Annotated in this window: 12 protein-coding genes; 8 read left to right on the top strand and 4 right to left on the bottom strand. The window is 71.5% G+C overall.

The window, feature by feature from the left end; genetic code table 11:
- The first annotated feature begins 40 nt into the window (after positions 1-40).
- Genes tatC through P8A20_RS29850 form a run of 3 tightly spaced genes read left to right on the top strand, consistent with a single transcriptional unit; the run spans position 41 to position 4787 of the window.
- A complete protein-coding gene (tatC, locus tag P8A20_RS29840) occupies positions 41-1000 on the top strand; it encodes a twin-arginine translocase subunit TatC (protein WP_147962226.1) in 960 nt (319 codons plus the stop codon).
- Between the two features lie 18 nt (positions 1001-1018).
- The gene (locus tag P8A20_RS29845) at positions 1019-1909 is read left to right on the top strand and encodes a diacylglycerol kinase (RefSeq protein ID WP_147962227.1); all 891 of its coding nucleotides are present in this window, start codon (positions 1019-1021) and stop codon (positions 1907-1909) included.
- A gap of 49 nt (positions 1910-1958) precedes the next feature.
- Entirely contained in the window at positions 1959-4787 is a 2829-nt protein-coding gene (locus tag P8A20_RS29850) for a DEAD/DEAH box helicase (RefSeq protein ID WP_306104548.1), read from the top strand.
- A gap of 80 nt (positions 4788-4867) precedes the next feature.
- On the opposite strand, the gene P8A20_RS29855 is transcribed toward P8A20_RS29850, so the two are convergent.
- The 4 genes from P8A20_RS29855 to P8A20_RS29870 all read right to left on the bottom strand — a co-directional run bounded on the left by P8A20_RS29855 (position 4868) and on the right by P8A20_RS29870 (position 8742).
- A complete protein-coding gene (locus P8A20_RS29855; protein ID WP_147962229.1) occupies positions 4868-5332 on the bottom strand; it encodes an SPW repeat protein in 465 nt (154 codons plus the stop codon).
- Between the two features lie 90 nt (positions 5333-5422).
- Positions 5423-6430, bottom strand: coding sequence for an ADP-ribosylglycohydrolase family protein (locus P8A20_RS29860; RefSeq protein WP_147962230.1), 1008 nt, complete (start codon positions 6428-6430; stop codon positions 5423-5425).
- 28 nt (positions 6431-6458) lie between these two features.
- Entirely contained in the window at positions 6459-7103 is a 645-nt protein-coding gene (locus P8A20_RS29865; protein ID WP_147962231.1) for a fasciclin domain-containing protein, read from the bottom strand.
- 70 nt (positions 7104-7173) lie between these two features.
- Positions 7174-8742 carry a molybdopterin-dependent oxidoreductase gene (locus P8A20_RS29870; RefSeq protein WP_147962756.1) on the bottom strand — a complete coding sequence of 523 codons (1569 nt, stop codon included), beginning with the start codon at positions 8740-8742 and terminating at the stop codon, positions 7174-7176.
- A gap of 221 nt (positions 8743-8963) precedes the next feature.
- On the opposite strand from P8A20_RS29870, the gene P8A20_RS29875 reads away from it, so the two are divergent.
- The 5 genes from P8A20_RS29875 (at position 8964) to P8A20_RS29895 (ending at position 14488) form a co-directional block, all read left to right on the top strand.
- Positions 8964-10235: an NAD(P)/FAD-dependent oxidoreductase gene (locus P8A20_RS29875; protein ID WP_147962232.1), complete on the top strand. Its 1272-nt coding sequence runs from the start codon at positions 8964-8966 to the stop codon at positions 10233-10235.
- Positions 10232-10957: a DUF1365 domain-containing protein gene (locus P8A20_RS29880; protein WP_371606570.1), complete on the top strand. Its 726-nt coding sequence runs from the start codon at positions 10232-10234 to the stop codon at positions 10955-10957. The genes P8A20_RS29875 and P8A20_RS29880 overlap by 4 nt, the downstream gene beginning before the upstream one ends.
- Positions 10958-11025: 68 nt before the next feature.
- Complete coding sequence (locus tag P8A20_RS29885) at positions 11026-12288, top strand: SAM-dependent methyltransferase (RefSeq protein ID WP_306105211.1); 1263 nt, start codon at positions 11026-11028, stop codon at positions 12286-12288.
- Complete coding sequence (locus tag P8A20_RS29890; RefSeq protein WP_147962234.1) at positions 12285-13679, top strand: class I SAM-dependent methyltransferase; 1395 nt, start codon at positions 12285-12287, stop codon at positions 13677-13679. Before P8A20_RS29885 ends, P8A20_RS29890 begins: the two co-directional genes overlap by 4 nt.
- Positions 13676-14488: a DUF1295 domain-containing protein gene (locus P8A20_RS29895; protein ID WP_147962235.1), complete on the top strand. Its 813-nt coding sequence runs from the start codon at positions 13676-13678 to the stop codon at positions 14486-14488. Before P8A20_RS29890 ends, P8A20_RS29895 begins: the two co-directional genes overlap by 4 nt.
- The last annotated feature ends 126 nt before the right edge of the window (positions 14489-14614 follow it).

Consider the following 14614-nt stretch of genomic DNA (forward strand, 5'->3'; position numbering starts at 1 on the left):
CCGGACCCCGGAAGCTGTCGCACGAGACGAGGGAAGTGGGTTGCTCAAGTCTGCCCGCAAGCAGGAGAAGGACGACGAGGGACGGATGCCCCTCCTCGATCACCTGCGTGAGCTGCGCAACCGGCTGCTGAAGTCGGTCCTGGCGATCGTCATCGCCGTGATCGTGGCGGCGTTCTTCCAGAAGGAAATCTTCGAGTTCCTGATGAAGCCGATCCTGGACTCGGTCGGCTGCAAGAACGGCGCCGTGACCATGGTCAACGGCCGGCCCTGCGCGGAGATGACCACCAACGGTCTGCTGTCACCGTTCACCATCGCGCTGAAGGTGTCCCTGATGGCGGGTGTGCTGGTGGCCACTCCGGTGTGGCTGTACCAGCTGTGGGGATTCGTCGCCCCCGGTCTCCACAAGCAGGAGAAGCGTTACTCGGTCGCCTTCGTCGCCGCCGGGGTGCCGCTGTTCGTCGCCGGTGCCTACCTGGCGTACGCGATCCTGCCGCAGACCGCGGAGATCATGCTCGGCTTCACGCCCGACAACGTGAAGAACCTGCTGCCGCTGGACGACTTCCTGGACCTGATCACCCGCATGGTGATCGTCTTCGGGCTGGCCTTCGAACTGCCGCTGCTGCTCATCCTCCTCAACATGACCGGAGTACTCTCCGGCGCCCGGATGCTGCGCTGGTGGCGCGGCATGATCGTCGGGCTGACCGCCTTCGCGGCCATCGCCACCCCGGGTGGCGAGCCCATCTCGATGCTGCTCCTCGCGGGCCCGCTCGCGGTGCTCTACTTCATCGCGGTCGGCATCTCGCTGCTCAACGACAAGCGCAGGCGGCGGGCGAACCCCGACGCCGAGCTCGACGACGACGAGGCGTCGGAGCTTGACCTCACCCCCGAGGGGGTCGGCGCGATCGAACCGGTGTCCCGGCCGGCCCTGCCCGAGCAGGCAGGCGGTGAAGCCGACGGCGGGCGTTCGCACCGGCTCAACGGTTACGACGACATCACCTGACCTTGTAGGGTCCCGCGGGTGACCAGCGAGATCACCCTCTTCGTCAATCCCACCGCGGGAAGCGGCCGGGGCGCGCGTGCCGCGCAGCCGGCCGCTTCCGCTCTGCGGGACGCCGGCTTCTCCGTACGGACCGTCCTCGGTGAGGACGCGGACGACGCCCTGCGCAGGGCCCGGGAGGCCGTGGCGGGCGGGACCGGAGCACTCGTGGCCGTGGGCGGGGACGGCATGATGTCCCTCGCGCTGCAGGCGGTCGCGGGCACGTCGACGCCGCTCGGCGCCGTGGCCGTGGGCACCGGGAACGACTTCGCCCGCGCCCTCGGACTGCCGATCCGTGATCCGGCCGCCGCCGGACGGCTGGCCGCCGAGGCGCTCAAGGCCGGGACGGCCCGCCCGATCGACCTGGGCCGGGTCGGGGAGCGCTGGTTCGGTTCCGTACTTGCCTCCGGCTTCGACTCACGGGTCAACGACCGGGGGAACCGGATGCGCTGGATCGGGGGCCGCTTCAAGTACGACCTGGCGATCCTCGCCGAGCTGGCGGCCTTCCGGCCGATCCCCTACCGCCTGGAGCTGGACGGCGGCCCGGTGACCGAGATCGAGGCGACACTGATCGCGGTGGGCAACGGGACCACCTACGGCGGCGGCATGCGGATCTGCGCCGACGCGGTCATGGACGACGGGCTCTTCGACGTCACCGTGGTCGGTGACTGCAGCCGGGCCACCCTGCTCAAGGTCTTCCCCAGGGTGTACAGGGGGACGCACCTCGGCCACCCCGCGGTCACCGTTCACCGGGTGTCGTCGATATCGCTGGCCGCGGCCGGTGTCACGGCCTACGCGGACGGCGAACCGCTGGGCGCGCTGCCGCTCACCGCCACCTGCGTACCCGGCGCGGCGCGGGTCCTCGCACCGTGAAATAAAGATCGGGCTGACTGTCATACGAGGCGGGTAGGCTCGTATCAAGATGACAGAGGACCTCTCACCAGCTGAGCGATACCAGGCGTCCCGGGTCCGTGCGGCCGAGCAGGCCACCGCCCTCGGGCCCTTCCGCGAGATGTACGAATTCGGACTGGATCCGTTCCAGATCGAGGCCTGCCAGGCGTTGGAGGCCGGCAAGGGGGTGCTGGTCGCGGCCCCCACCGGGTCGGGCAAGACGATCGTCGGTGAATTCGCCGTTCACCTGGCTCTGCAGCAGGGCCGCAAGTGCTTCTACACCACGCCGATCAAGGCCCTGTCCAACCAGAAGTTCGGCGATCTCGTCCGGCGCTACGGCGCGGACAAGGTCGGCCTGCTGACCGGTGACAACAGCGTCAACGCGGACGCACCCGTGGTCGTGATGACGACCGAGGTCCTGCGCAACATGCTGTACGCGGGCTCCCAGGCCCTCACCGGCCTCGGCTACGTGGTCATGGACGAGGTGCACTACCTCTCCGACCGCTTCCGGGGAGCCGTGTGGGAGGAAGTGATCATCCACCTGCCGGAGTCCGTGACCCTGGTCTCGCTGTCCGCGACCGTGTCCAACGCCGAGGAGTTCGGCGACTGGCTGGACACCGTCCGGGGCGACACCCAGGTGATCGTCTCCGAGCACCGGCCCGTGCCGCTGTGGCAGCACGTCATGGCCGGACGCCGGATGTACGACCTCTTCGAGGAGGAGACCGACCACGGAGGCAGGGGTACCGGCCGGCGTGAGGTCAGCCCGGATCTGGTCCGGCTCGCCCGGATGGAGAACCAGCGCGGCTACAACCCGCGCGAGCGGCGGCGCGGGAAGATGGTGCGCGAGGCCGACCGCGAACGCGAGCGCCGTCAGCGCAGCCGCATCTGGACCCCTTCCAGGCCCGAGGTCATCGACCGGCTCGACGCCGAGGGGCTGCTGCCCGCGATCACCTTCATCTTCAGCCGGGCCGGCTGCCAGGTGGCCGTCCAGCAGTGTCTCCAGGCCGGGCTGCGGCTGAACGACGAGGACAAACGCCATCTGGTGCGGGAGATCGTCGAGGAGCGTACGGCGTCCATCCCGCCGGAGGACCTCCACGTCCTCGGGTACTACGAATGGCTCGAGGGCCTGGAACGGGGCATCGCCGCGCACCACGCCGGGATGCTGCCGACGTTCAAGGAGGTCGTGGAGGAGCTGTTCGTCCGCGGTCTGGTCAAGGCGGTCTTCGCCACCGAGACCCTGGCGCTCGGCATCAACATGCCCGCACGCTCCGTGGTGCTCGAGAAGCTCGTCAAGTGGAACGGCGAGCAGCACGCGGACATCACGCCCGGCGAGTACACCCAGCTGACCGGCAGGGCCGGGCGCCGGGGCATCGACGTCGAGGGGCACGCGGTCGTCCTGTGGCAGCGGGGTATGGACCCCGGCGCGCTCGCCGGACTCGCGGGCACGCGTACGTACCCGCTGCGTTCCAGCTTCCGGCCCTCGTACAACATGGCCGTCAACCTCGTGCAGCAGTTCGGGCGGCACCGGTCGCGCGAACTGCTGGAGACCTCCTTCGCGCAGTTCCAGGCGGACCGGTCCGTCGTCGGGATCTCCCGGCAGGTCCAGCGCAACGAGGAGGGCCTCGCGGGCTACAAGGAGGGCATGACCTGCCACCTCGGGGACTTCGAGGAGTACGCGCGGCTGCGCCGCGACCTCAAGGACCGCGAGACGGACCTGGCGAAGCAGGGGGCGGCCCAGCGTCGTGCGGCGGCGGCGTCGTCCCTGGAGAAGCTGAAGCCCGGTGACGTCATCCACGTGCCCACCGGCAAGTTCGCCGGGCTCGCGCTGGTCCTCGATCCGGGGCTGCCCGCGGGGCGGACGAACGGGCACCGGGGGCTGGAGTTCCACGACGGGCCGCGTCCGCTGGTGCTGACCGCGGAACGGCAGGTCAAGCGGCTGGCCCACATCGACTTCCCGGTGCCGGTCGAGGCGCTGGAGCGGATGCGGGTGCCCAAGTCGTTCAACCCGCGCTCGCCGCAGTCCCGGCGTGACCTGGCCTCCGCGCTGCGGAGCAAGGCGGGGCACATCGACCCGGGCAGGCACCGCAAGCCCCGGGCTGCCGCGGCCGACGACCGGGAGATCGCCAGGCTGCGAACCGAGCTGCGCGCCCACCCCTGCCACGGGTGCGACGAGCGCGAGGACCATGCCCGCTGGGCGGAGCGGTACCACAGGCTGCAGCGTGACACGCGGCAGCTGGAGCACCGCATCGAGGGACGGACGAACACCATCGCCCGGACCTTCGACCGCATCGTCGCGCTGCTGACGGAGCTCGACTACCTGCGGGGCAACGAGGTCACCGAGAACGGCCGCCGGCTCGCGCGGCTCTACGGAGAGCTGGACCTGCTGGCCAGCGAGTGTCTCCGGGACGGCGTCTGGGAAGGGCTCAACCCCGCCGAACTCGCCGCCTGCGTCTCGGCACTGGTCTACGAGGCGCGCCAGGCGGACGACGCGATCGCTCCCAAGCTGCCCTCCGGACCGGCGAAGGCCGCGATGGGCGAGATGGTCCGCATCTGGGGCCGGCTCGACGCCCTGGAGGAGGACTTCAAGATCAGCCAGACGGAAGGGGTCGGCCAGCGCGAACCCGACCTCGGCTTCGCCTGGGCGGTCTACATGTGGGCCTCCGGCCGGTCGCTGGACGAGGTGCTCCGCGAGGCGGAGATGCCGGCGGGAGACTTCGTGCGGTGGTGCAAGCAGGTCATCGACGTACTCGGCCAGATCGCGGCGGCGGCTCCCAGGGACGGGAGCTCGGTGGCGAAGAACGCGCACAAGGCGGTCGACGCCGTGCTGCGGGGCGTGGTGGCGTACAGCTCGGTGGGCTGAACGTGATCAGGACGACGTGAACCGACGAGTGGCCACGGGCCGGCCGTACCGGTCTGTGGCCACTCCGCTGTGTTCTCCCGTCAGGTCTTCTTGTTCTTCATCGAAAGTCCCGCGCAGGCTGCCCCCAGCACGACCGCCAGTCCGCCGACGATGACGTTGTTGAGGATCACGCCCATGTCGGGGCTCTGGCCGACGACCCAGGTGGACACGATCAGCCAGGCGCCCAGGGCGACGATGGCCATGCTCATCCCGGTCATCCGTTCCGGCATTGCCGTGAAGCAGAGGGCCAGCACGGCGATCGCGATGCCGATGACGAGGTTGTGCGTCACCAGGTCGGGCTGGTTCGCGGTGAAGTGGAGCACCCACGGGGAGACGGCGCAGTACAGACCGACCAGGAAGACGGGTGCGTCCGCCATCGCCGTGGTGCGGCGCCCGCTCATCACGCGGTCGTGGCGCGCTCGCATCTCTTCGGCGTCGGGGTGTCCGGAGATGTCCCTTCCGGTGTGACCGGAAACGTCCCTTCCGGTGTGCGAGATGTTACTCATGAGGATGTTCTCCTTCGCACTTGCTGGAGCGACCGCTACGAGGAAGGCGCGGTCATCAGCTCTCCCGGCCAGTGTGCTCTTACATGCCCCTTATGTGTAGTTTTCCCGATGGTCGAATCCTGCGAATCCGTCGAGCCGGCGCGCCATGGACACCAGGTCACCGGCCCGCAGCACCCGGTCCCCGTGCCCGGGCATCGGCACGTGGAGCAGACGCGTCCAGCGCTCCGGCACGGCGCCGATCCCGTACACCGCACCGGCCAGCCCGCCCGTGACCGCCGCGACCGTGTCGGTGTCCCCGCCCACGTCGACGGCCGCCCCCAGGGCCTCCTCGAAGCCGGCGGTGGTGCGCAGCGCCCACAGCGCCGTACCGAGGCACGGCCACACCGCGCCGTTGAACTCGGTGGCGTCGTCCGGATGCCAGTCCGGGGCCAGGACTACGGCCCAGCGCGCCCGGTGATCCGCGTGGACCGCGGCCAGCGCGTCGTCGACGGCGGCGAGCGGATCGCCGCCCTCCAGCGCCACACGCACCAGTTCGTGGAAGACGGCCGTGCCTTCCCAGGCCGCCCGGTCGCCGTGCGTCAGGGCCGCGATCCGGCGCGCCGCGTCCATCGTCGCCGTCCGTCCCGCCCGGGCAAAGTGCACCGCCGACGTGGTGGCGCGCATCAGCGAACCGTTGCCCGCGGCACGCGTGTTGACCTGGAAGTGCAGCGCGGCGGCGATGTCCCACGGATCGCCGCTCGTGAGGACGTCCTCGGTCTGCAGGCCGATGTCCTTCGGCTCGGAGACCGCCCACCGCCTGAACCGCCCGAAGATGTCCGGCAGGTCCAGGCCGCCCCGCTCCAGCAGCGACTCACCGACCAGGACGGCCATCTGCGTGTCGTCCGTCGCCTCGCCCGGGTCCCAGCCGCCGCCCCCGCACATGGCACCGGTCCCGTCCGGGAACCTGGCGCTGAACACCCCGGGAGCCCCGAACTCGAAGGGTGCGCCCAGCGCGTCGCCCACCGCGGAGCCGACCACCGCGCCGACGGCACGAGCCCCGCGGTCCGGGCCGCTCCGGTCAGGTCGGAGGGCGCGTTCCTCGGGGCTCGTCGGTCTCATCCCGTCAGCGTAGTGACGGCACGAGGGGTCAGGCCGCCGGCATCAGGACGGTGTCGACGATGTAGACCGTGGCGTTGGCGGTCGGGACGTTGCCGCAGACGACCTTGGAGGAGTCGTTCACGGTGTACTCCTCGCCCGAACCCGCGGTCGTCAGCTGGGTCTTGGCCAGGGTGTCGAAGGAGCCCTTCTCCAGCTGCTTCGGCGTCAGCTTCTCGCCGACGACGTGCGCGGTGAGCACCTTGGTGAGCTCGGCCTTGTCCGCGAGCAGCTTGTCCAGGTCGGCCTTCGGGATCTTGGCGAAGGCGTCGTTGGTGGGGGCGAACACCGTGATGTTCTCGGCGCTGTTCAGGGTGTCGACGAGACCGGCCTGCTTGACGGCCGTCACCAGGGTGGACAGCGCCGGGTTGTTCGACGCGGCGGTGGCGACCGGGTCCTGCGCCATGCCCTTGAACGAGCCCGCGCCCTCCTTCGGGACCGACGCACAGCCCGGGCCGAAGGGCTCGTCCATGGTCGCGGCCGACTCGGTCTCCTTGGCCGGCGCGCTCGACGCGGCCTTGTCCGCACCGGCGTCGGACGTGGTGTCGGAGTCGCCGGAGCAGGCGGTCAGCGCGAGCGGCAGCAGGGCCGCGGCGGAGACGGTGACGGCGATGCGGCGAAGGTGGCGGTTGTTCATGATGTTCTCCTGAGTGGATCGGTGTTCAACAGAGGGAAAGGAAAGAGAGGTCCGGTGGGAGCGGTGGTGGTCAGGTCACGTCGACCACCACCGAGTGCCACCCGGTCGCACCGTCGGGGACGGTGCCGACCCGCTTGTCGGTCTGTGTGGTGCCGGTGCGGTCCGTGGCGCGGACCTCGAGGGTGTGGTGGCCGGTCGTGGCGGGCCACTCCCACACCCACTGGCGCCAGGTGTCACGGCCGGCCTCGGCCGCCAGCCGCGCGGTGTGCCACTCGCCGCCGTCGACCCGGACCTCGACCCGGGCGATGCCCCGGTGCTGGGCCCAGGCGACACCGGCGACCGGTACGGTCCCCGCTCGCGGTGCGGCGAAGGGGCGAGGCGTGTCGATCCGTGACTGGGTCTTGATCGGGGCCTTGCGGGACCAGTCGCGCTTGACCCAGTAGGCGTCGTACGCGTCGAACGTCGTGAGCTCGATGTCCTGGATCCACTTGCACGCCGAGACGTAGCCGTAGAGGCCGGGCACGACCATCCGTACGGGGAAGCCGTGGTCGAACGGCAGGGGTTCCCCGTTCATACCGACCGCGAGCAGGGCGTCGCGGCCGTCCATGACGTCCTCGACCGGGGTGCCGATCGTCATCCCGTCCACGGAACGCGACACGATCTGGTCCGCCGGCCCGCCCTTCGACGGGGGCTTCACACCGGCCTCGCGCAGCAGATCGGCCAGACGTACGCCGATCCACCGTGCGGTGCCGACGTAAGGCCCGCCCACCTGGTTGGACACGCAGGTCAGCGTGATGTCGCGCTCGACGAGCTCGCGCCCGAGGAGGTCCTGGAAGGTGAGGGTGACGGGTCGCGCCACCCCCTTCCCATGGATCCGCAGCCGCCACCGGTCAGCGTCGACACGTGGGACCACCAGGGCGGTGTCCACCCGGTAGAAGTCCTTGTTCGGGGTGGTGAACGAGCTCAGACCACGGATGTCCGGAGCCGCTCCGCCCGGTATCGCGGGGGCGGGTGAAGCCGGAGCGGGGAGCACGATGTCACTCCGCGAGGCGGAGACCCCGGCCAGCTCGGACGCCTGGAGCCGTCGCCCCAGAAGTCCCGCACCGGCCGAGGCCGCCGCCGCTGCGGTCGCCGCGACGACGAACCCGCGGCGGTCGAAGGCGCCCCGTTCCCCGTCCTCGCCCGTCTCCCCAGCCGCGGGAGGCGGGACGGTGACGGGGGCCAGCCGTCCGGTCAGGAGATACAGCACTCCTGCGGCCACCAGCGCGCCCACGGCCGAGGGCAGTGCGTCGAGCGGGCGGCCCTCGGGCCGCCCGGCCGCGGACACTGCCCCGACCACACCGAAGACCAGGACGGCCGCAGCGCCGGTCCACCGGTGCCGCAGCGCGAGGAGCCCCACCGCCATGGCGAAGACCGCCAGGAGGACGAGGATCCCGAGCTGCAGGACCAGCTTGTCGTCGGTGCCGAAGTTCCGTACCGCGAAGTCCTTCACGGCCGGGGGAGTGCGGTCGATGACCGCCCCGCCCACGGCCGTGACCGGACCCGCTTCGGGACGCACGGCGGCCGCGACCAGTTCGGCGACGCACAGGGCGGTGAACCCGGCGATCAGACCGCCGAGTGCGGCGAACGCGGCGCGCACCCGGCGGGATCGCCCGGAACGGTCGGCCCCTTGCTTCTGCGAAACGTCTTGGTCTGCTGTCACGCCGGGAATTCGGCGCGGATCGCCCGGCGGATTGGTCATTCACTCGATCGAAGGAAGTCCGATCATCGGCCAATCCGCGGGGCCCGCTGTCTCGAATGACCTCTGAGGGGCACTGGGGATCGGCCCCGGCCAGGAACGTACGACCGGAAGGAACCCGAATGACAGGGGAGCGGCGGCGCACAGCCGTGGTGGGCAGCGGGGTGGCGGGACTCACCGCGGCGCACGTCCTGGGCAAGGCGCACGACGTGACGCTCGTCGAGGCGGACGGACGCGCCGGAGGTCACGCGCACACCCACGACCTGACCTCGTCGGACGGCCGGACGCACCGCGTCGACTCGGGGTTCATCGTGCACAACCGGCGGACGTACCCGAACCTCCTCCGGCTCTTCGGCGAACTCGGAGTGGCCACGCAGGAGTCCGAGATGAGCATGTCCGTGCGCTGCGAAGGGTGCGGACTCGAGTACGCGGGCGCCCGGGGCGCCGCCGGGCTGTTCGCCCGGCCGGGGTCCGTCGTCCGCGGCCCGTACCTCCGGATGCTGACCGAGGTGCCGCGGTTCCACCGGGCGGCCCGGGCGCTGCTCGCCATGCCGGAGGGGACCGCGGGCATGACTCTGGGGGAGTTCGCGGCCCGCGGGCGGTTCTCGCCCTACTTCTGCGCGCACTTCCTCACCCCGATGGTCTCCGCCGTGTGGTCCTGCGACCCGGTGACCGCCATGCGCTACCCCGCCCGCTACCTCTTCCGCTTCCTGCAGCACCACGGGATGCTCACCATCGGTGACTCGCCGGTCTGGCGGACCGTCACCGGAGGGTCGCGCGAGTACGTCGACCGGATCGTCAAGCAGGTGCACTCCGTGCGGACGGCCACCCCGGTCAGGACGGTCCGCAGGCACAGCGACGGCGTGGAGATCGTCACCGAGGACGGGACCACCGAGGAGTACGACGCCGTGGTCCTCGCCACCCACCCCGACCAGGCGCTCCGGCTGCTCGCCGACCCGACCGAGGAGGAGCGCCGGACGCTCGGGGCGTTCCGCTACTCCCGCAACCCGACGCTCCTGCACACCGACACCACGCTGCTGCCCCGCAGCCGGGGGGCCGCGGCCTCCTGGAACTACCTGATGCCGTCGTGTGCCGCCGACGCCGACCGGGTCACCGTCAGCTACGACATGAACCGCCTCCAGAGGCTGGACGCCCCCGAGCGGTTCGTCGTCACGCTGAACGGCGCCGACCGGGTCGACCCGGACCGCGTACGCGCCCGGATGGTGTACGAACACCCCGTCTTCACCCCGGAGTCGGTCGCCGCCCAGGCCCGGCTGCCCGCGCTCTCGGGGCCGGTCACCGCCTACGCCGGGGCCTACCACGGCTGGGGGTTCCACGAGGACGGCTGCCGTTCGGGGGTCGAGGCGGCAGCGGCGCTGGGGGTGGCCTGGTGAACAGCGCCCTCTACCCGTGCACCATCACCCATGTGCGGACCGCGCCCCGCAGGTACGCCCTGCGGCACCGCACCTATCTCTGGCTCATCGACCCGGACCGCCCGCCCGAGCTGCCGGCGCTCCTGCGCCCGCTGGCCGGCTTCGACGCCCGTGACCACTTCGGCGGCACGGCGCCCACCGTCCGCGCCGGTCTCGAACGGTTCCTGCGCAGCCGGGGGGTCGACCTCGCCGACGGCACCGTCACCATGCTCACCCAGGCCCGGGTCCTGGGCCACGTGTTCAACCCCCTGACCGTCTACTGGTGCCACCGTCCCGACGGCAGCCCGCTGTGCGTGGTCGCCGAGGTGCACAACACCTACGGGGAACGCCACTGTTACCTGCTGCGGCCGGACGCCGCGGACCGGGCCTGGACCCGCAAGGACTTCTACGTCTCGCCGTTCTTCCCGGTGGACGGCGACTACCGCATGCGGCTGCCCGAACCGGACCGGCGGCTGAGTCTGACGGTCCACCTGGAGCGCGAGGGCGCACGCCCGTTCACGGCGACCGTCAACGGCACCCGGCGCCCCGGCACGCCCGCCCAGCTGCTGAGGCTGTTCCTCCGTCACCCCTTCTCCACCGCGGTCGTGTCCGCCGCCATCCGGCTGCACGGCATCCGGCTGTTCCTGCGCCGGCTGCCCGTACAGCCCCGTCCCTCACACCACACCCAGGAAGGCATGCAGTGAAGGTGCCCACCTCTCCCACCTCGCCCACTTCTCCCACCTCGCCCGTCGCGCCCGCACGCAGCGGCACGATCCCGGCCCAGACGCGGGCCGCCACGACCCCCCTTGCCGGGGTGGACCCGGCCCGATGGCCCGATGTCGCCGCCCAGCCACGGGCCTCCGGGATCAGGACGGCCGTGGCCGAACGGCTCGTACGGCACGCGCTGTCCCGGCTGCCGCTGCGTGCCCGCCTCGCCGGCCGCGACAGCATCGGGCTGGGCGGCCCGCTCATGGAGATCCGCCGGCCCGACGCGTTCTTCCGGCGGATCGGCGCGGGCGGGCTCGTCGGCTTCGGCGAGTCGTACATGGCCGGGGAGTGGGACTCGCCCGACCTCGTCGGGGTGCTGAGCGTCCTCGCCGGGAACGCGGCGGACCTCGTCCCCGCACCGCTGCAGAAGCTGCGGAGCCTGTGGGCCCTGCGGCAGCCCGCCTCGCAGGCCAACACCCCCGAGGGCTCACGCGACAACATCAGCCATCACTACGACCTGTCGAACGACCTCTTCGCCCTGTTCCTCGACGACACGCTGACCTACTCCTCGGCCGTCTTCCGCGGCTTCCCCGCGGAGCACGACCTGCTGCCCGCCGCCCAGCACCGCAAGATCGACCTGCTGCTGGACCTGGCCGGCGTGGGTCCCGGCACCGAGCTGCTGGAGATCGGCACCGGCTGGGGCGAACTCGCGCTCCGCGCCGCCGCGCGGGGAGCCCGCGTCACCACCCTCACGCTCTCCCGCGAACAGCAGGAGCTTGCCAGGGGCCGGATCCGCGAGGCCGGCCACGAGGACCGGGTCGACGTGCGGCTCTGCGACTACCGGGACGTCACCGGGGAGTACGACGCGATCGTCAGCGTCGAGATGATCGAGGCCGTCGGCGCGGAGTTCTGGCCGGTGTACTTCCGGACCCTGGAGCGCTGCCTCGCCCCCGGCGGCCGCGTCGCACTCCAGGCCATCACCATGCCGGACGACCGGATGCTCGCCAGCCGCAGCACCTACACCTGGATCCAGAAGTACATCTTCCCGGGCGGACTCCTCCCCTCCACCGAGGCGGTCGAACGCGTCACCACCGCCCACACCGGACTGCGGACGAGGCAGCGCAGCACCTTCGGCATGCACTACGCCGAGACCCTGAGGCTGTGGCGGGAACGGTTCGAGGAGCGGGCCGCCCAGGTCGACGCGCTCGGCTTCGACGCGACCTTCCGCCGTATGTGGACCTTCTACCTCGCCTACTCCGAGGCCGGATTCCGGTCCGGTTACCTCGATGTGCAGCAGCTTCTCCTGACCCGTGAGGACACCGCGTGAACACCTTTACCGACACCCCGGGAACCGGAGCGGCGCAGCGGATCGCGCCGGTCGTCGAGCAGTTCCTCGGCGGCCCGCCGCCGGTCAGGATCAGGATGTGGGACGGCAGCGAGACCGGCCCCGAGGACGCCCCCACGGTGCACGTGCGTTCCCGCCGCGCTCTGCGCCGACTGCTGTGGCAGCCGGGCGAACTCGGCCTCGCAGAGGCCTACATCACCGGTGACATCGACATCGCCGACGACCTCGCGGAGGGGCTGCGCGCCATGCGCCGCGCGTCACGGGAGCAGGGCCTCGACCTGCCCCGTCCCGGCCTCGCCGACCGCCTCCGGGCTGCCGGGACCGCGCTGCGCCTCGGCGCGGTCGGCCCACGCCCGCCGGTCCCCGCGGCCCGGGCCGGACTCAGCGGGGCACTGCACAGCAAGGCACGCGACCGGGCGGCCATCAGCCACCACTACGACCTGTCGAACGCCTTCTACTCCCTGCTGCTCGACGAGACCATGGCCTACTCGTGCGGCTACTGGACCGGCACAGGACCGGACTACGGCCCGGCCGACGCCCAGCGCGACAAGCTTGAGCTGATCTGCCGCAAGCTCGGGCTGGGCCCGGGTGCCCGCCTCCTCGACATCGGCTGCGGCTGGGGGTCCCTGACGCTCCACGCGGCGGGCAGACACGGGGTCCGCGTCACGGCGGTCACCCTGGCCGGCGAACAGGCGGCGTACGTGCGCGCACAGGTGGCGGAGCGCGGCCTGGAGGAACTCGTCGAGGTGCACTGCTGCGACTACCGTGACGTCGCCGGCCTGCCGGACTTCCGCGGCGGGTACGACGCGGTGTCCACCGTCGAGATGGGGGAGCACGTCGGGGACGCCGAGTACCCGGCCTTCACCGCGCTGCTGCACTCGGTGCTCCGGCCGCGGGGCCGCGCCCTGGTGCAGCAGATGTCCCGGGGTACCACCGCCCCCGGTGGCGGTGCCTTCATCGAGTCGTACATCGCTCCGGACATGCACATGCGTCCTCTCGGTGAGACGGTCGGACTCCTCGAAGGGGCGGGGCTGGAGGTCCGTGACGTGGAATCGATGCGTGAGCACTACGTGCTGACCGTCGAGGCATGGCACCGGACGCTGGAGGAGCGCTGGCCCGAGTTCACGGCTCTCGTCGGTGAGGAGACCGCCCGGGTGTGGCGCCTGTACCTGGTGGGCGGTGCCCTCGCCTTCGAGGAGCGGCGCATGGGCGTGGACCAGATCCTCTCGGTCCGGCCCGACGCGGAGGGATCTGCGGGCATGCCCCCCACCCGCCACGGCTGGTACGAGGGCCTGGGCGCGTCGGCCGCTGCGGGCGGGCACGCCCCCTGCGAACCCGTCGTCGCCGGGCCGCGCACGGGGTCCGGCCGGTGAACGGCTTCGCCTGGCAGGCGTTCGCCGTGAACCTGGCGGCGGCCGGGGGCGCCGCCCTGGCCGTCATGCTCGTGACGTTCCTGATCGCCCTGCGCAAGGGGATGCACAGGATCGTCGACGTCGCGTGGGGCCTCGGGTTCGCCGCCGTCGCCCTCACCTCGTACGCCATGTCGGCCGGCGACGGGAACGACGCACGCCGGCTCCTGGTGACCGTGCTGACCGTGGTCTGGGGCGTTCGCCTGGCCGTGCACATCGGCCGGCGGGGCCGCGGCCACGGGGAGGACCCACGCTACGAGGCCATGCTGGCCAAGGCACCGGGCCATCCCGGCCTGTACGCCCTGCGGAAGGTCTATCTGCTCCAGGGCGCGCTGGTATGGCTCATCTCCCTGCCGGTACAGGCCGGGTACTACCTGCCGGGGCCACTGGACGTGTGGGCCTGGGCCGGTGCGGCGCTCTGGGCCGTGGGGCTCGCCTTCGAGGCGGTGGGGGACGCGCAGCTGGCCCGGTTCAAGCGCGATCCGGCGAACAAGGGCCGGATCATGGACCGGGGGCTGTGGTCCTGGACCCGGCACCCGAACTACTTCGGCGACTTCTGCGTCTGGTGGGGGCTCTTCCTCGTCGTCTGCGGTGACCCCGCGGTGGCGGCCACCACGCTCGTCTCGCCCGTGGTGATGAGCCTCCTGCTGACCAAGGGCAGCGGCAAGGCACTGCTGGAGCGGCACATGGAGGGACGCCCGGGATACGCCGAGTACGTCGCCCGTACCAGCGGCTTCCTCCCCCTGCCGCCGGGAACGCTGCGCCGGGGCTGAACAACAGCGGAAGGGTGTGTGCCCCCGCCGGGGGCACACACCCTTCCGCCCGGTGCGGAGCCCGATCGTGCCGCGCCGCACCCCGCTGTCCTACGTGTCCGCCACCGCCGTCAACCCCGCCGCGAG

Source organism: Streptomyces sp. Alt3, from assembly GCF_030719215.1.
GTDB lineage: Bacteria > Actinomycetota > Actinomycetes > Streptomycetales > Streptomycetaceae > Streptomyces > Streptomyces glycanivorans.

Coding starts and splice junctions, on each gene's coding strand:
- P8A20_RS29850 (WP_306104548.1), top strand. CDS start 1,959: ATGACAGAGGACCTCTCACCAGCTGAGCGATACCAGGCGTCCCGGGTC.
- P8A20_RS29855 (WP_147962229.1), bottom strand. CDS start 5,332: ATGAGTAACATCTCGCACACCGGAAGGGACGTTTCCGGTCACACCGGA.
- P8A20_RS29860 (WP_147962230.1), bottom strand. CDS start 6,430: ATGAGACCGACGAGCCCCGAGGAACGCGCCCTCCGACCTGACCGGAGC.
- P8A20_RS29865 (WP_147962231.1), bottom strand. CDS start 7,103: ATGAACAACCGCCACCTTCGCCGCATCGCCGTCACCGTCTCCGCCGCG.
- P8A20_RS29875 (WP_147962232.1), top strand. CDS start 8,964: ATGACAGGGGAGCGGCGGCGCACAGCCGTGGTGGGCAGCGGGGTGGCG.